This is a genomic window from Saccharicrinis aurantiacus (assembly GCF_001660705.2).
GTDB lineage: Bacteria > Bacteroidota > Bacteroidia > Bacteroidales > Marinilabiliaceae > Saccharicrinis > Saccharicrinis aurantiacus.
In genome coordinates this window covers 56,226-75,485 of sequence record NZ_LYBV02000027.1, presented here as the reverse complement: position 1 = coordinate 75,485, position 19,260 = coordinate 56,226, and the positions used below count along the sequence as shown (strand labels likewise).

The 19,260-nt window shown below is 33.7% G+C and carries 12 protein-coding genes; 3 read left to right on the top strand and 9 right to left on the bottom strand.

What is annotated here, in order from left to right; translation table 11 throughout:
- Positions 1–6 precede the first annotated feature (6 nt).
- Genes A8B35_RS11775 through A8B35_RS11765 form a run of 3 tightly spaced genes read right to left on the bottom strand, consistent with a single transcriptional unit; the run spans position 7 to position 6,371 of the window.
- The gene (locus A8B35_RS11775) at positions 7–3,915 is read right to left on the bottom strand and encodes a translocation/assembly module TamB domain-containing protein (protein WP_139314875.1); all 3,909 of its coding nucleotides are present in this window, start codon (positions 3,913–3,915) and stop codon (positions 7–9) included.
- A 14-nt stretch (positions 3,916–3,929) separates the two neighbouring features.
- Positions 3,930–5,756: a BamA/OMP85 family outer membrane protein gene (locus A8B35_RS11770; protein WP_075602967.1), complete on the bottom strand. Its 1,827-nt coding sequence runs from the start codon at positions 5,754–5,756 to the stop codon at positions 3,930–3,932.
- Between the two features lie 21 nt (positions 5,757–5,777).
- Positions 5,778–6,371: a DUF4294 domain-containing protein gene (locus A8B35_RS11765; protein WP_083634426.1), complete on the bottom strand. Its 594-nt coding sequence runs from the start codon at positions 6,369–6,371 to the stop codon at positions 5,778–5,780.
- A 191-nt stretch (positions 6,372–6,562) separates the two neighbouring features.
- Here A8B35_RS11765 and A8B35_RS11760 point away from each other — a divergent pair, with 191 nt between their 5' ends.
- Both A8B35_RS11760 and gap read left to right on the top strand, forming a co-directional pair.
- A complete protein-coding gene (locus tag A8B35_RS11760; RefSeq protein WP_075602965.1) occupies positions 6,563–6,802 on the top strand; it encodes a hypothetical protein in 240 nt (79 codons plus the stop codon).
- Positions 6,803–7,019: 217 nt separating this feature from the next.
- Positions 7,020–8,027 (top strand): type I glyceraldehyde-3-phosphate dehydrogenase, encoded by a 1,008-nt coding sequence (gap, locus tag A8B35_RS11755; RefSeq protein WP_075602964.1) that lies wholly within the window; start codon positions 7,020–7,022, stop codon positions 8,025–8,027.
- 241 nt (positions 8,028–8,268) lie between these two features.
- Here the strand turns inward: gap and A8B35_RS11750 are convergent, their stop codons facing one another.
- The 6 genes from A8B35_RS11750 to A8B35_RS11725 form a co-directional block, all read right to left on the bottom strand.
- Positions 8,269–9,507 carry a hypothetical protein gene (locus A8B35_RS11750; RefSeq protein ID WP_075602963.1) on the bottom strand — a complete coding sequence of 413 codons (1,239 nt, stop codon included), beginning with the start codon at positions 9,505–9,507 and terminating at the stop codon, positions 8,269–8,271.
- Positions 9,508–9,582: 75 nt separating this feature from the next.
- Entirely contained in the window at positions 9,583–10,437 is an 855-nt protein-coding gene (locus A8B35_RS11745; protein WP_075602962.1) for a glucosaminidase domain-containing protein, read from the bottom strand.
- Between the two features lie 151 nt (positions 10,438–10,588).
- Positions 10,589–11,578 (bottom strand): PorP/SprF family type IX secretion system membrane protein, encoded by a 990-nt coding sequence (locus tag A8B35_RS11740; RefSeq protein WP_075602961.1) that lies wholly within the window; start codon positions 11,576–11,578, stop codon positions 10,589–10,591.
- A gap of 5 nt (positions 11,579–11,583) precedes the next feature.
- Entirely contained in the window at positions 11,584–12,552 is a 969-nt protein-coding gene (locus A8B35_RS11735; protein ID WP_075602960.1) for an Ig-like domain-containing protein, read from the bottom strand.
- 25 nt (positions 12,553–12,577) lie between these two features.
- Complete coding sequence (locus A8B35_RS11730; RefSeq protein WP_075602959.1) at positions 12,578–13,588, bottom strand: PorP/SprF family type IX secretion system membrane protein; 1,011 nt, start codon at positions 13,586–13,588, stop codon at positions 12,578–12,580.
- A gap of 39 nt (positions 13,589–13,627) precedes the next feature.
- Positions 13,628–18,169 carry a T9SS type B sorting domain-containing protein gene (locus A8B35_RS11725; protein ID WP_075602958.1) on the bottom strand — a complete coding sequence of 1,514 codons (4,542 nt, stop codon included), beginning with the start codon at positions 18,167–18,169 and terminating at the stop codon, positions 13,628–13,630.
- Between the two features lie 597 nt (positions 18,170–18,766).
- Here A8B35_RS11725 and A8B35_RS11720 point away from each other — a divergent pair.
- Positions 18,767–19,147 carry a hypothetical protein gene (locus tag A8B35_RS11720; RefSeq protein WP_075602957.1) on the top strand — a complete coding sequence of 127 codons (381 nt, stop codon included), beginning with the start codon at positions 18,767–18,769 and terminating at the stop codon, positions 19,145–19,147.
- Positions 19,148–19,260 lie beyond the last annotated feature (113 nt).

The window sequence follows — 19,260 nt, the reverse complement described above, 5'->3', positions numbered from 1 at the left end:
GCGATTTTACTTTTTTAGATTTCGCTTTTCTTTACGTTTCTCTTTTCGAGATTTAGATGTATTATCCCAATTGTTTTCTTTTTCAAACTTAAGGGTTACATCAATTCCCGAAGTTTTTGAGCTTCCGCTTTGCACCTGAAAGTACAAATTATCAATTACCTCATACTCTAAAGTAACAGATTCCGGTGTAATTTCATTATTATTATTTTCACCAAAACCTCGTTGATACTTCATAAATAGATCTTTAGTAATGTATTTACCTACCACAAAATCCATACTCTGAAAATTATCTTCGGTATTGAGCTCAATCATATCTAAATTTAGCTGATTACCCAAAGTTTTACTCAATTGCGAAGATACCATTTTTGTCATAATTCCGGAGGAAACTGCTGAGGCCAATCCTTTTTGATTATCGTATCCTATTTCATCAGAAGAGCGATTGTATATTATATAAGAAATTGCATCACTCTCCGTAATACTTCTTCCGTCAATTAAAAAACTTAATTCGGGTTCTACTACTGTGCCTAATATATTTAAGGTTAGTGTTTGCACATCCTTATCAGCACCTCTAAAAACATATTCAGCTTTCAAATTCAAGCTTGGCTCAAAGGTTTCTCCACCGGTAAAGTTAATTTCTCCACCCTCTAAATTAAATCGCCTACCATATAGATAATATGAACCTCTTGAGACTTGTATATAGCCAAACAGTTCGAAAAAACGACCCGTTTTAACCACATCAATATCCCCATTAATTTCTAGTTTAAGTACATCACTCTTAACCCACGTGTTTTTAGGGATGATAATCTTTAAACTACCAAACAGCTCTTGTACAACAAAATCGCTATTAGAGAAACTGACAGTATCAGAACGAAGGCCTTGTTCATCAACAAATAGACTATCGCCACTTTGAGCTCTAAGTGCTTGAACTAACAAAGGCTTTTCCTGCTCTTTTGAGTTTTGCGAACTAGCTAAATCGGGCAAGAAAAAACTGGAGCGTAACACATCAATTTTACCCGTGTACGTAACACTATCGTTTATTGACTTTAATTGCGCATTCGCATCTATAACAATATCGTGAGCCTTTATATTTGAAACATGAAAATTTTTAGCTTCCAAATTAAAATCGAGATTACCATATTTTCCGGATAATATTGAATCATTTATTTCTGTAGTTCCATTAACTCTTAAATAACCATTACCCGATTTCATTATTAATGAATCTACTCCGAACTGGCTGTTATTAGCATTTATTGATGCATTAATATCGTGATAACTAATCCCATATTTTTCCATATTAAACAAACCATCAATTAAGGATAAATATCCAGAATATAGTGGTTTCACATTGGTTCCTCCAACTGTAAAATTAAGTACAGCATCACCATCTAAAACAATACCTTTATTATTATGATTGGTATATTCGCTCAAATTAACCCTTGATGAATGCACATTTCCACTAATATCGAAAGTATCTTTTACGCCTATTTCAGAATCTTTAAAATTTAAAGAAACCGGAAAACTAAAATCTACAGCAAGGGTATCGTTTGCTTTATCAAGCAATAATAAATCGGCTTTTGCTTGTTGATTCAGAATATTGAAATCTAAATTAACAACATTGGGGTTGATCCAATCGTATTGCGCCTCATCGATTTTTAAAGACGAAGTAAAACTAGGATTACGTCCCTCACCTATTAGGTTTGCATTATAAGAAACTAGTCCCTGAAAATCTCGTTCCTTAATTATTTGGTTTAGGATGTTTAGTCTAAAATTATCAACACTTAAATTTAAGTCAGAATATCCCTTAGGATTGAAGTTTCCTAATATATTTAATTCATAATCTTTTTCATTTTCTGTTCCAACAAAGGCTACATCTACACATTTTATATTACTTGAATCGATAACAAACGCCATGGATTGATACCTACTCTGAATATCGAAAAAAGGAGTTTCAATAAAAGCATACGGAACCTGAATTGTTATGCTGTCACTTAGCAAAATCTTTGAATCTACATCGATTGTAAGAGTATCTGTTTTAATAGCTTTTAAATGAGCCTCTATTTCATTTTTTGTATACGCAACGCTTGCCTTTAAACTATCTACGTGCGTAGACCCTAATAATAATCCGGAAGTTTGGAATTTGGAATTTGCCACTAAAGAATCTGCAATGATTAATGATGCTTCTCCCACCAAAGTATCGAGTTTAACGGTACTCCTAACTACATCCTTAAAAAGATATTTACAACTCAATAACAATGAATCTGTAGCCCCAGTAACCGTACCCTCAGCCATTAAACTTGAGTTAATACTACTATCATTAATTAAAGCATACAACATGTTTAAACTATCAAGTTCAAGAGCATAGGTTCCTTCAATATTTCTATTCTTGAAAGAATAATATCCAGAGGAATTAATTAGTGCATCTCCTCTACCCATAGAAAAAGTATCCACCTTTATAGCTCCATCATTTATTTTAAAATCACTTATTAAGCTATTAAATGTCACTCCTTTTATATACAAGGAGTCGGATTTTAAATTTACAGATGCATTCACTCTGTTTGTATTAAAGCCAGAACCGTTTGCATCTATTGAAATTGCTCCGCCTAACTCATCAAGTTGTTTCTTATTAAATGCATTTCCATTGAAATAATCAGCATCCACCATTAAGGAATACTCTTGCTTTTTTATAAAATCAGTTAAAACTATATTCGCAGCTGCTTTAATTTTAGGGTCAACAATTGTAATTTCTGAATTTACATTAGGGTATTCCAAAACACCTTTAGCATTTAACTGCTGAACATCGTAACCATATGCATTTATTGCATTTAAGTTAAATTGATATTTAATAGGAGTCTCTTTAAACTTGAATCCGGATCCTTTTAACTGAATATCTCCATTGAACTCAATAGGCAAATTTTGCTTTATTCCCCAATTTGAAGGATGAATATTTTTACATTTTAACTTTAAATCATAAGGCGAATTATGAATAAAACTATGTGTTGATTCATCCAAATTAAAGACAGCCTCAATATTTATTTCTTCAGACAACTGCCGTAAGGTTGACTCCAAATAAAGTTTAGATTCTTCAGTGCGAATATTAATATCAACCTTAGGTAAGGTTTTAAAATACAATTGAGGAATAAACATTTCGAATTCAGAAACATTGATACTATCGGACTGAAGTGAAACTGTATGCTTATACAAATTAAGATAATTACCTCCGATGGCAATATGGTTTTTTGGAGTATTGAGCAATAAGGAATCAACACTAAAACCCAAAGAATCATACACTGCATTAAACCTTAAATCATCGATTTTATAAATGGGCTTCTGGGTTTGTACATCGAGATGTTTTAGTGATAAAAACATTGCACCGTTAATCATCGAAAAAGCAGCATCAAGATTTAATTGATCCAGGTGCTCTGGGATTACTTTCGATTTTGTAATAAAATCACTACTCAAACCATTTACACGTATACTTTTCCCGTATATAGAAAATGGAAAAGGTTGGCTCTCTTTTTTCTCTTTTACAGTATTCGGTTTAAAAACCGATACAATATTCCATTTTTTGCTAGCCTGATGAATATTAGCAGTCGGATTTTGTAATATTAAATTCTCAACTACTATTTGCTTGTCTAATAATGCTAACAAATCGTAATTCATCTCTATTTTATCCACAGTTAAAACTGTGGTGGTAGAATCTGATATTATTATAGAATCAATGATGATTGTGTTAAACAAGTTACCCCTAACACCTGCTATCGAGAAAGTACCTTGAAGGCTTTTATTTAGCTCCTCCATGGCCAAACTAGCGGCTTTTTTTCGGATAGGAGTACTTTGAAGAAGCAACAACAATAGCAGTAGAAGCATTAATGATGCAACTAGAAACCATATTATATATTTTACAACTTTCTTCACCTCGTTTATTGTACTTAAAAACTATGACCGATACTAAAATAGAATTGCCAGGGCTTACCTGTATCCTTTATAATTGGTTTTGCTAAATCAATGCCAATGGGTCCTATGGGTGTGCTGTACCTAAGTCCAATTCCTGCTGAGTACAACAAATCCTTAGCATCAAAGTAACTACTTTGTTCCCAAACATTTCCTAAATCCATAAATAAAACCATTCCCACCCCATACCTTGGCAGAAGCAATATTCTGTTTTCGATTGACATCTCAAAAATGGTGTTACCTCCGATGGGTTGACCATTGGCATCTTGAGGACCAATGTCTTGCCGATTATATCCTCTGATGGATTGTGATCCTCCTCCAAAATAACGTTCTTCAATGGGGATAAACTCTGTACTTGAGTTGGTTAATATTGTACCCGCTTTCAATTTTAACGCCAATACCCAACCGTATTTTAATAAATGATATTTATGAAACTCACCTAGAAATTTGTTAAAACTATAGGGTCCTTTCTTAAAAAAATCATTTGTTTTAACATTTGCTGCCAAATATATACCTCCAATTGGATCAAAAATAGGTTGTGTATTTGTATAGGTAAATCCAAAAGTAAACCCGGCCTTATTATATGCCGATTGTAATTCACTCGCATCTGGAATATCACCAACACTGGTAGTATCTAAATCCACTTTCTCATTTAAATAACCTAATGACATATTGGAGCGCTTGCTTATTTTTTGCAAAATCGTAATACTAGCTCCCTTCTTTTCAAGAGAATATCCCTGCTCATTTTCTTTTGAGATATAAGGCGATAAAATAAGTTGAGATTTTGGACTATAAAAAGAGGGCTGAATTAAATTCAACTTAAAATCATAGGGTTCAATGGCAGAATGATTCATATTTAGTTCAGCACGGCGCGCACCTCCTAAAAAATGCAAATAAGTAAATTGCCCAAATACTCTAACATTGGTTTCTTTTCCATACCCAGCTCCCCATTTACTGGTTAAACGAGGAGCCTCTCTCAAATTAACTAAAGTAGCAATGGAATCTCGCTGCTCCTCAGACCGAACTGTTTTTGTACTGGCAATTCTATAAACACCAATGTTATATAAATTATGCTGTGTGAGTTCTATCTTTCTTGGGTTATAAATGTCACCTTTATCAAATACTACCTGCTTATCCAATATCTTTTGCCTTACCTTTGTTTGTCCAATAAAAGTAATGTCCCCAAAAAAACATAAATCTCTAGTATCGATCTCCCAAATAATGGAAGCTAATTTATTTTCAACATCTACATCTATTATTGGCTCTACTTTTACATAAGCATAGCCTATATTCTCAAAACTTTGAGATATGAGAACATCATCTTCATAAACCGCAGCATCCCGAAACACCTTTCCTTTGCGAGCACTTAGTGTTTTAATTAACTTCCTAGATTTATAAGTAGCAAAGAATTCATCTAAGGACTGAGAACCATTAATTCTGAATTGTACATCTCCAACCCTAATTTGGTCATTCTCTTCAACATTAAATGTAACACTCACCTTACCTTTACGCGAATACTTTAATTCTGCATCAGCCACTTCAGCATTTAAAAAACCAAATCGTTGATATAGCTCAATGACTTTAGTAACATCTTGTTTATAGACTGAGTTAGAAAAAAAAGATTTATCAGATCGTTTGCTCTTTTTAAGTGAGATCGCATCCTGTAATTGTGAATTAGAGACACTAATATTACCCTTAAAACGTATTTTCTTAAGTTCTGCATCACTTTGCGCTTGCAATAATGACAGGCAGAAAACATATGCGAGTATTATGAATACTCTTATTTTAATATTAGGTAATATCATTCAGTCTTTTAAATCTTTTTTCTATAGTAAGCCTAAATCAATTTGATATATGATATACTCTATCATAGCATCTTCTCCCTCCTCTTCAAATTCTGATTTCAAGTTAGAACCAAAGATTCGTGCCACTGATTGCCACATCATCGCCGAAAATCCGCCCTTTAATTCCTTAATTAAACTATAACTATTCGATCCGGTTTCCCGATCTATTAACTTTATTAACATACGCCCCTGTGAAAAAGTTAATTTGCGCAAAGGAGCTTCAAACTCCTCAAAAAGTTCTTTCTCTGCTTTTTTTAAGTATGCTTTTTGCTCCTTCTCTCCAACAATAGTATCAACAGTTTGAGCTATTAATATAATTTGTTCGTTTGCTCTACGCGCATAGGGTAACGTTTTTTTTATATCACGCACTAATTTGGTATACCTTCTATACTTTCGTTTACTCTTAAACTTTTTAGGTGGCGATACCTTAACTTCAACTATGTTAATATGCGGTACGGTATCGCCATTCACAACTTTTGAATTAACAAAGTGCGGTTCTTCTTTTACCTCTTGGGAAAATAGCAAGGTGCTCCCAACTAGGAATGACAATAACAATACGAATCTATAAATATGCATTATTACATTAAATCTTGACTGAACACTTTTGCGAGAAAATATAAATCGCTAATTTATTCAAAGGTAACTTTCGATAACAAATTACGGGTCTCATTTGGCTAGAAAATAAACCCCAAAAGGTCTTTTAATGAATATAATTATCGAGTTTAAAGTAAATATTTGAATTGCTTATGATTTTCGTCAAATAAAATATGCCGTTAATAATAAAAAAAAATAAATTTGTAACCCATTACGATATACTTTCGTTAAGATTGAATAGTTATGAAATTAAGGAGTCATTAATTAGATATAATATTATTATGAAAAAAACATTTATTGTAGGTGTCGCAGTTGTTTTTATATTGGCATTAGGTTTTACTTCTTGTAAAACAACACAAGATTGTCCTGCTTATAGCAAAGCTAAGGTTGAGACAAACATGGAGAAAGCTTAACCTAGAAAAATTTAGAAAAAGGGGTACGATAATGTCGTACCCCTTTTTTTTTGGACCTAAAGTATGCTAAAAAACATATTACGAGCACTTTTTACATTTTTTAATAAACATTGTTGAAAAACAATATGCTTTTCTTTGAAGATTAATAATTGATTTTATATTTTTGTGGCTCATTTTTAAAGGAATTGTAATTATAATTCTAAAAAAACATATTAAAATGTCAAAAATCAAAATTGGTATTAACGGATTTGGCCGTATCGGTCGTTTCGTATTTCGTCAGGCTGTTGCCAAAGGAACTATTGAAGTTGTAGCTATCAACGACCTTATCGACGTTGACTACATGGCTTACATGTTAAAGTATGATTCTACTCATGGTATCTTTGATGGTACTGTTGAAGTAAAAGATGGTAAGTTAGTTGTTAACGGATCTGAGATTCGTGTTACTGCTGAAAGAAATCCTGCTGACATCAACTGGGGTGGCGTAGAAGCTGAGTATGTTGTTGAGTCTACTGGTTTATTCTTAACTAAAGAGTCTGCTCAAGGTCATATTGACGCTGGTGCTAAAAAAGTTGTAATGTCTGCTCCTTCTAAAGACGATACTCCAATGTTCGTTATGGGTGTAAACAACACTAAGTACACTAACGATATGAACTTTGTTTCTAACGCTTCTTGTACTACTAACTGTTTAGCTCCTGTAGCTAAAGTATTAAATGACAAGTTTGGTATCGTTGAAGGTTTAATGACAACTGTTCACGCTACTACTGCAACACAAAAAACTGTTGACGGTCCTTCTGCTAAGGATTGGAGAGGTGGACGTGGCGCTGGTCAAAACATCATTCCTTCTTCTACTGGTGCTGCTAAAGCTGTAGGTAAAGTAATTCCTGAGCTTAACGGTAAATTAACTGGTATGGCTTTCCGTGTTCCAACTCCAGATGTATCTGTTGTTGATTTAACTGCACGTTTAGAGAAAGGTGCTTCTTACGAGGCTATCTGTGCTGCTATGAAAGAAGCTTCAGAAGGTGAATTAGCTGGTGTTCTTGGTTATACTGAGGATATGGTTGTATCTAACGATTTTATCGGTGATACTCGTACTTCTATCTTTGATGCTAAAGCAGGTATCTCTTTATCTGATAACTTCGTAAAAGTTGTATCTTGGTACGATAACGAAATGGGTTATTCAGCTAAAGTATGTGAATTAATTCAGTACATGGATTCTGTAAAGTAATTTACAGTCACAATAATATAAGAAGGGAGTCAAATTGACTCCCTTTTTTTATGCTCTTTTATTCCCTACAATAGAGAAATATAGTTTTACAAACGTGAGTGCGAAACGCACTCCTAATTATGCAGCCTTGACGAAATATTACTTGGAGTAACTTAGCTTCTCAAACCTTGGGATAAACAAATTGCAGATATATCAGGGATATTAATTTACTTTTCCTTTAATGGTTGGCTTCACAAATTAACTATCTATAATGCACTCCTTTTACTAGTGGTTTTTTAAGCGAACCTTTAAGCTCAAGGACTAATTCATCACCAGAACGAGGAATCTGAAAACCGAACAATCGCTCAATCCCTTCAAAACTTCCTTTTAAATTAGGATCTATAATATTAACATTCACAGCAGAACTCTTTATTAAAGATTCGTGTGGCTTAATAAAATCAAACTTAATTTGAGATTGTATCTTAGCTTTTAACAAAGGGGAGTATAGTCTAGTATCTGATAAGTATAAATCTCCACCTCTTAACTCTCCATTAAAATCAAGTTTATTGATACGCAAATCATCAAGGCTAACACCTATCAAGGACAATTGATTGGTATACATTCGTCTTGTTTCTTTATTGAAATCCAGGATTGCATTATTTAAGGCCATATACGTTTTACAACTTGTTCTTTTATCATCTACTTTTCCGAAAGCATCAAAAACAACTTCTCCTGTAGCGCGTTGAACTAAACCATCTATTGAATACAAACCCATATCCTTTATATCACCAAAACTGATGGTATTACCAACACTTGCAATATCGCTTACAAACTGGACTTTTTCAGGCTTCAGGTCATTATTGTAATGATACTTTGCTTTTAAGTCTGCATTGATAAGCGTAGAAACAATATCCATTTTCTTTAACGTAGCCATTTTAGCTTCTGCGTTATTTGATAATAATGCGCTAAACTTATTTATTTCATCAATCTCCTCATTCCACTTAAGATCTCCAAATATCTCTCCGCTAGTTTTAATATTCTCAACATCCAAGTTAATATCCTGGGACGAACTTAAGGCATTTGACAAATCATTTGGATTTACATCACCATTAAATGTTAATAAAAAACTACTTGCTTTATACCACTCTTTGTTTTTAAGCACATTTAGATTATAAGCAGATAAAGACAACTTAGTCAACTTTTCCAATCTATTAGTTTGAGCAAGTTCTTGCGCCTCATCATAGGCCATCTTAATCACCAATTCATCACACTCTATTAAATAATCAGTTTTGGCTTTAAAAGCTATGAATGTAACTTTCGATAAAATTGGAGAGACTTTAATCCGAGAATAAGATACTTCGGAAAAATTCTTCTTAATTAAGGGATTATTCTCAATATTCGCCTCAATTCTATTCGCAATTTCTAAACCATATTGCCAATCAAAGATAACCGCACATAGAATTAATATTAATAAACTTCCTATAATTAACTTCGTCTTCATTACTTATAATTTACTTCACTAAAGTACGTATTATATACTAATACTTACAACTGTTCTAATGCATTCAATGCTATACTAATCAATAAATATGCCATCAGATTTAAAAGGCATTAACTCCACAGAATCATACCTATTCAACTGATTGTGTTCAATTATATCTCGCAGAGACTTTACATATTCATAACGTCTTTCGGAATAATTACTTAAGTGCCATATTAATTGATAAGGGTTATCACTTTTTGATCGCGCTTTTCGAAACTTATTATAGGAGTGAACCCGAGAAATGGTTTCGAGATAATTATAAACCGACTCAAAAACAGAATCGTACTTTCTGAGATAAATTGCCTTTCCTCCTCTAGCATTATTTGCCCTCACTCGTTTTTCGCTTGTATTGTACGACCAAATACCAAAAACATTATTCGCCTCTTGACAAAAACGGGAAGTTCCCCAACCACTCTCAATAGCAGCCTGGGCAAGAGTTATAGATAAAGGGTGCGAATGAAGCGATTCAACAATGTATTGCAAACTATCTGTACGATACTCTTTGGTAACCCGTTTTAAAAAAATTGAATCTTGATGATTTAAATCTCCCTCAATAGCCTTTTGCTTGATTTGAATAACACTATCCTGTTTAAGCTTGATTTTTTCTTCCGCCATTAAAATTGATGGAATCATGATATCAAGAAATATCCTTTTCTTTTCATCTTTATCCAACTCCGAAAGGTTTGGTATATTTTTATAAATAACTGGATAAACTTCAGAACCAACAATGTGTTTTATTGAATCTGTATCAGTAATTTCTACATATTTTACAGCCAGCTCACCAGCGCACATATTTTTAGGCTTACTTAGAAAATTAAGAACTAAACTAACATATAGAGTTATAACAATTAAAATAAGTAGGTTACGCAAATTCAATCCTTTGATCATATCTATATTAAAGATTTTAACACCCAAATATAAACATCCGATTTATATATTCAATAAAACCACAGACTTATTCAACATAATTAAAAATACAAAACCGCAATAATCAAATTTAGTTAAAAATTATAAAATACTTTCAACCTTGTTTTAAACCTTAAAAATCACGCAGATTTTTCATACTTTCTTCCCTAGGCAGGGCGCGCTTTTTCTTATTTGTAGTAAAATCTCTTTTTCTATTTCTCTTATAAAGATTTGTAATACTATAGCGAAAAGTTATCTCGTGGGAATAATTATTATAATATTCTTGCTCCAAACCATAATCAAAAGAATAACCAATACTTATTGCATTTGATATTTGAGCATTAACAAGTGCAGAAACCCATTTTTGAGTTTGATACAACACACCTAAATACAATAGATTATTAAAAATAACTTGTCCTCCCGCAGAGATATAGCTAAACTTAGAGTTTTTCATTTGTAACAGAAATGTAGGCTTAATGGCAACATTCTTATTTATTGCCCGTAAATAACCAGTACTGATGTATGAATATCGCATCAAAGGATTGTCTTCACCATCTTCTTGAATAAATGGTTTCTCGTTTAAAATTTTTGGCATTGAAATGCCAAAGTAGAAATTTTGGGTAAAGTAAAAAGCACCTACTCCAATATTAGGCGTAAAACTATTACTGATATCCGTTCCAAACATGGGGTCATTTGGGTCATTTAAATCTAAATCGCGCAAGCCCAATGAGTAGTTAGTCACTGAGCCAGTAAACCCTAACGAAAGAAAGCCTTTTGAGGATAGTTTTATTAATCTGGCATAATTAGCATGAATAAGATTCATTTTATAAGGCCCATACTGCTCAATTTGCACCCCCATTCCAATACCGGCAAGAGAATTATTTAAAGGAGAATCGAAACCAATTTGATATTTCTTAGGCGCTCCTTCCATTCCAATCCATTGTTGGCGAGCTGCACCATTAATATTAAGCGCTTTTTGCACGCCTGTGTACCCCGGATTGAGAAAAAACTGAGTATTCATGAATTGAGAAGACGACACCTCAAATTGAGCATTTAACTTACCTGCAATGCAAATTGCAAACAAGGTAATATACATGGTTATATTTGATACCTTAATGCGCATCTCCCCTACCAGTTTAAATAAACGTAACCACTATATACATCCTTAGAATCGAGCACTTTTATAGTGTAATAATAAGTCCCTTGCTTCAATAATTGCCCTTTATATTTGCCTGTATTTGCAATGCCATCCCAGTTATTTTGATAGTTTAAATCCTTAAAAACAACCTCTCCAATACTTGTGATGATTTGAATCTCGAGATTCTTATCCTTAAAATCAGGCACATAAAACACATCATTAAGACCATCTCCATTGGGCGAAATACCTTGCGGGATAAAAACCTCATATCCTTCAGGAGTTTCAATCTGAATAAAAACCCATGCATCATCGCAATCATTATCCACATCACAAACCTGATACTGAAGTGAATCTACACCCGTAAAACCAGTATCGAAAATAGCATTAATACTTAGGTCACTATTTACTGAAGCATACCCTTCATTGAAATCGGTAATAATTATTAAATCAAGTGGAGCATCGAATATACCCTCATCATTATTCAAAACATCTATATTAATATCTTCACCTGCAAAAGCTACAACCGTATCATTATTTGCTGTGGGAATATAATTAAAATAAGATACCTCAACACTTACTTTGGCCTCATCACAACCTCCGTTTACGTTACAAACCTTATACGTAAACTCATCTTTACCATTAAATGACGGATCGGGTTTATACAGAATTTCATTATTCTCAGTGACTGTAGTTTCTGCATATTGAGACTCAACACTAATTACCAAACTAGCTACACCATCCTCTAAACCAAAATCATTATTTAAAACATTAATTTTTATTTCCTCGCCCTGAATCAGAATGGCAATATCACTATTGGCAATAACCGTATTGTTTACTATGGGCAAATTACTAGCACTAACGTCGTTGATATACAGATGCAACAAAAGGAAGATAACCAAAACTATATGATTTCTTCCTTTTCGATTAAAGCTAAAATTTAATTCTCTATCGATATTCATACTTTACTAACGCAATATAGCAATACTACCAACTTAAACCTTTATATCGCGACTTCTTATTTTGTCGCGCAATTGAACAAGGGATAGCTCCATTTTCTCGTGATGTGCAAAAACTATAACGAAGTAACAATTGATAAGCACTACCATAATCAAGCTGAGCACCCGTTAAACCTAACTGATACTCAAAACCAAAACCAATCTTTTTATAGTTAATACCGGCTGTTGCACCTAAACCAATACTTTTCCCTATCTGATAGTCGACATTATGCCTATATGAAACCAAACTCCATAAAGTATAATCTGGATCAGGTGTTGGGAAAGTACCTTTAAGCGTTAAATCTAGTCGTTTATCCAAAAGTGTATTTTGTCGATACATAACAATTGGTTCGAGATAAATATCTCTATCCACAATTTTATACATCGAACTTGCGTAAATATGAAAATCAATTGGCTGCTCAGGTTCCTCGGGGCTCATAAATAAGGGGTTATTTTGCTCCAACATATTAGTCACAGAAACTCCTAATTGATAATCATCAAACTTATAAATTAAGCCTGAATTAAAATTAAATCCCCACCCACTATTAATGCCTCCTGAAATGGCAGGGTCATTTGCCCCGGGCAATCCAAACCCTGACTCATCAATTTTAGTTTGTTCTGCCGTAAATCCCAAACCAAAGGAAAGAGAAGATATATGACGCCGTGTTTTAGAAAGCAGCACTTCGTAAGAGAAAGCCTGATGCAAACCAAGCTCCCCCATATTACCATTTCTATCATTATAGACATAACTACCAAAACCTAACTTACCTGTTATTGGACCTTGAAAGTTTATGATTTGAGTGGTAGGTGAATTATCCATACCTAACCATTGATTCTGATAAAAAGCACCAATGTTATAGCACGTTTTATCACCCCCTGCACTAGCTGGGTTCATTAAAAACATATCATACACATACAAATTTGTGATATAATATTTCTGTGCCGACATTGACATCGACATGATACAAAAAAATAATATGACTTTATAGTGCCTTTTCATTTAGTTAGTGGTTGTATTATTTTTATGGTTGGTTAATAATTATCGTTTTAAAGTAAAATGGCCTTTTAATGCTTTTTTCACCTCTACTAATTCTACTACATACCAGTAATCATCAGTCTTTACTGGCTGCCCTAAATATCTTCCATCCCAACCTGGAGCAGAAGCTTTATATTTAATAAGGAGCTTACCAAAACGATCATAAATTTTAATGATACTATCGGGGAAGCGATCAATTCCATCAATTTCCCAACGATCGTTTATACCATCATTATTTGGTGTGAAAAATGATGGAACCTCAATATCGAATACATTATTGAGACTAAAAGCATTTTCAGCAGTACATCCATTTCTATCAATTACATATACGGTATAATCTCCATTATCTAATGATTTAAAGACATTCTCATTTTGAGGAAAATCATCATTTAAAGTATAGGTGTAAGGTATTCTTCCACCCTCAGCGAAGACTACAACTTGAGCATAGATGCTCGTATCAAGCCTTGCAATTACAGGCGACTCATAATGTACAATATTGGCAGTATCAGTATGTATATAACACGCATCCGATACTTCGACTATATATTGCCCTGCTTCTTCAATCGTTTTCAGTTGCGATTCATCACCATCGTTCCATTTATAACTAATAAAATCTGGCCCTGCATCAAGCTGAATAATCTCAAACTCACAAACAGTTGTATCCGATATCAACTTTGGACCTTCATATGCTTCATGTTTTACTGATTTGGTTGCAAACCCACTACAACCATTTGCATCACTCACAGTAACCATATTAACTGTATCCAATATGGTAGGGTAAATCATTTGAGTACGATCACCCGTATGCCACAAATATGAAGCATAACCACTACCTGCATCTAACGCCTCTAATGAAAGCATTGGACAAACGATAACATCAGGCCCTAAGGATACTTTTGGAACAGGGAACCAATTAACACTTTCTTCAACACGTGTTGTACATCCTTCAATATTTATCGCATCGAGCCAATATGTTCCAGGAGTTACTTTTATTGAGCTAGTAGCCTCTCCCGTAGACCAAGAATATGTATTAGAAGAACTCCCACTTACACCTAAATACATATCTTCACCTGCACATGCCTGTGTATAATCTAAAGCAACAACTGGCAATTGCTTTAAGGTAATATCTACATCATCACTCGCCACACAACCGTTTAAATCAGTAACCTTTAAAATATTGGTTCCGGATGTTATAACCTCTAATTGGTGCGTATTTAATAGTGGGTCATTATTCCACTCATAAATATTATATATATCATCTACAGAAATGGTATAAGAATCAGCACATATATCAACATCATCACCTAAATTAAGGGCTGGCAATGGCAAGCTACTTAGCACAATATCATCCTGGGCTTCGCAACCATTTATATCCTCAACCTTTAAAAGATAAGTACCCGCAATATTGGTGATATAATCAGAATTATCAGCCACTTCAATATCTCCTGTAGCCTCAACCTTAAACCACTTATAACTATTTACAGGCGAAACAGGGTTAGTTAGCGTAACCGATGTTCCTAAACAGCTTGGTATATCATTTCCTAAATCAACAATAACAGGAGATACCATTGAAGTTCTAACTTGGTCGGTATCAGAACAGCCATTTTCATCGTAGGCTGTTACAGAAAAATCACCAGCTACATCAACACGCATTAAAGCCGTATTCCAATCATTTTCTCTTACTCCATTACTCCAAACCAAATAATCGAACACTGCATCTCCATCCGTAAAATTAGACACTTCAATATTTACCGAGGTTCCATCACAAATATTGAAATCGTTTACTAAAATAACTGATGGGTTAGCATACTCAATCACATCAACTTCTGTTCGCTTAGAACAACCCGCAAAAGTAGCTTCAACAACATAACTTCCAGCTCCTGTTGAGGTAACCTTATTTTGGTTGCTCGATACATTCATATCTACACCATCTTTATACCAAACATATGAATCATATCCACCTGAAGCTACCAATTCAACCGTATTACCTTGACACAAATTTCTATCGGGTGTAATTGTTGGAGCAGGTGTATCAGTAAATTCAACATTAACGCCATCCGACACAGGACATCCATTATTATCTAAAGCATTTACAATATAGTTTCCGTTATTATCGCTACCTGAATTTACTATCTCGTAAATATGTTCAGGACTTGGAGTTGGTAATATCACCTCATTTGTTGTACCCTCTTTAATAAACGACCATTGGTAATTTGAATATAAGTTAGGCTCTTCTATTTCTAACGATACCCCTGCACACTCTTCTCTATCTTCACCTAAATCAATAGAACTTGGAGCGTACCAGGATAAACTACCTTCATCTGAAGCCTCACAACCTAAATTATTTGTTACTGTTAAAGAAACATTACCTGGAGAGCTTAGTACAAAATTACTAGCTGTAGATCCATCATGCCATAAATAGGTATATCCTGTACCTGAAGGAGCAGTGAAAGTACCCTCTTCCCCATCACATAAAATTTGATCTAATGATGTAATAACAGGAAGCGAATTTACAGTAATTGTAAACACCTGTGAAGCCATACAGCCTTCAGCATTCCAAACCCTTATGGTGTAATCACCTGATCTTTCAGGAATAATGAAATTTTGAGTTAAATCTGCATTTAAGATTCTCCCTTCAAGTTCCCATTCGTATTTTTCAGCTGAACTAGTATTTGTAACTACCTGTCCTGCACACACTACTGTTTTATCAAGCGTTATAAGAGGTAACGGCAAAGCTTCAACTAAAACATCATCCGAATTCACACACCCCAACTCATCAGTAACCTCAACTCTAATGGTTTCCGATGAACCAATGGAGGTAGTTACTGTGGTACTATTACCTGAGGCATTATTGCTCCAATTATAATTTTGATAGCCAGCTTGCGTTGTAAGTGATACTGTTTCTCCTGGGCAAACTTCTACATCATCACCAAGGTCAACTTCTGGTAGCATAAAATCCACATCTATACTATCCGTAATTTCACAACCTCCTAATTTTGTTTCTGCTGTTAACCAATATCTACCTGATTCAGTAACTTTAATTGAGGGATCTGTTGAGATAATAGTTCCATTTGATAAGGTTGAAAACCAATTATAAGAATCCATTGCTACGCTAGAACTTAACTCAATAGCATTACCAACACACTCCTGCGTTGGCCCTTGAAGTTTCATTCTACCATATGACGAGAAGTAACCATAACTAACACTCCCAGGCCCGCTACTAGGATCGTTTTCATCAAGTACACTTAAATGAAACAATCCATTGGTATTTTGAATAGTATAAGGAACTCCAGTTGTAATATTTAAATCTATGATTGCCGAGTACCATGTATCGTCGCTACTTCCAGAATCAGTACCTGCAACTTTATGCCAACTTAAATTATTAATATCATCTACAACATTATTATTCTCATCACGCATCACAAAATAATTCAAATCTTTTTCCTTTGCTAAAATTTGAACCCAAAATAACCGGGCAAATATCCTTGTAAAGGATACAAAAGAAGAACCCGTACATTCTATGGTTGGTAACAACGCTGAGCCAAGTTCATTAGCTGTTCCATTACCATTAACGTTAACTAAACCACATAACTGATAGGCATATATAGGTTTGGTTCCTCTAATATGAATAGCATGATTGGTAATATGAAAACTCTTCAACTCACCTTTATTTAAACTAGCTACTTTAGAATTGTCCCCATCAATAAAAATATGAGTGTTATCTTCAGTTGCAAGTACATAAACCTTTTGAGTTGCATTAGTCTGATCACTAGTTTTAACAGCGATATATTCATAGCCAATAACTGATGTCGGAATCATTTGATCTCCAATAAGATCATGTGGATGACTTGATTCATTTACAGAATCGTCAGAAATAGTTACTGCTATATCTTTATCTGCATTAATGTATGTACCTGCTAAAGAGGCGTTATGACCAATATCTCTATACTCTATACAATAAGTTTGTCCCTTATTTAGGTTTATAGTATAAGGTACATCGGCCGTATGCCCGGTAATATTAACTTTTGGTATAATTGTTACAACGGTGTTATCTTCCGTAGCAACTATATCTGCTTTTTCATTAGCATCTCCATTATAGCCTGTCCAATTTTGATAATCATCTTGAGATACGACAAAAAACTCTTTTCCCAAGGCGTTCTCCCCTTTTAAGGTAAACTTATCTGGGTTACCTTGATTTGCAACTTCGTAATAAACCGATACATTTTCTGTAGATTCAATAAATATACCTTTATTATTTATACTATTTACAGGGAAATTCTCAACCTCATCCTCATCAAGCTTGTGCCTATATTGCGAATTCTTTTTCACTGTGAAAGTCTCAGCTTTAAATCCATTATTAGCAGGCATTGAAATTGTCACTTCTGCGTCTTCATCGAAAGCCGTAACTCTTATATATAAAGGCTCATCTCCATGCTGATCCGTAATATCAGGTGCTACAAACCAAAATTCCTTATCATTTTGAGAATAAATACTGATATTAAAACTTAATAATATTAAAAGCGCAAAAAAATATGAACACTTCATTGTACGGTATATTTAGGTTATAAATTAGCTGTGATTTTAACTTACATAATACAAACAAACCCTGCATTACTTCACTCACACCCTTGTGTGAGGTTTGATAAAAGAAGTTTTAGATTTGACAAAGTGTTGTTTTTATTACACGAACGCCATTTCCCTTTTGTACATAAAAACTTTACTTTAGGTTACACTCCTTTTAATAAATTCTATCATTAAAACACAACAACAGACACATAATACTCTATATAAGTGGACATTAACAAGTATTTAAATATTTAATATTATTTTTAATTCAATGGTAAAAAAATACCTACTCTAGCTTACATTAATTACCCATCTATTTACACGAACATACGATAAAACATCATAACTGTATAATTCAAATCGTAACATTAATTTCAGTTCATCGTAACACACTTATAATGAAATCGGATAAAATTGAAATATTGGCACGTTACTTGATTATTAGTTTATAACACTTTGTGAACTTAACTACATTTAAACGACACGCAACTAGGTAATAAATATGAATATGTTACAAGATTAGTTGGCCAATATGCAGAATAGAAGATTGAATTAAGAACATAAAACATTATCAATATGAATGCAGTTATTAAATTAGAAACCCCGTCTGCAGAGAGCATCTCTGCTCAGGAACTAGATCGTCTGCAGGAACGTAATCAAAACATTATTGAGTCTATCAAACTTGAAAAAGGTGATGATGCTTTTTTCTATAGGATGGAATACGTAGATAATGGTGATATATTGGGTGTTTTATATGTTGAGGGTGGTAAAATTATTACCGGTTACGGATTAATCCCTGATTTAACTACAAAGATCATCTCAGGCCATGCTGATTTAGAATATGTGGGCAATCATTTAAAACAATCAAAGAATTCTGTAGACCACAAAGAATTAATTAAGCTTAGTGTTCAATCAAATGAGCCGTTTATTATAGTTTGGAAAAAAGCAAAAAGCTAATTATTCCCGCTTCAAAACAACTTCGCCACAAATAATCAATTACCTTATTAAAGCTTTAAACATTTTGTTTACAAAGTGGTTATAACGGTGTGCAAAAATAATTAGTTATTAAG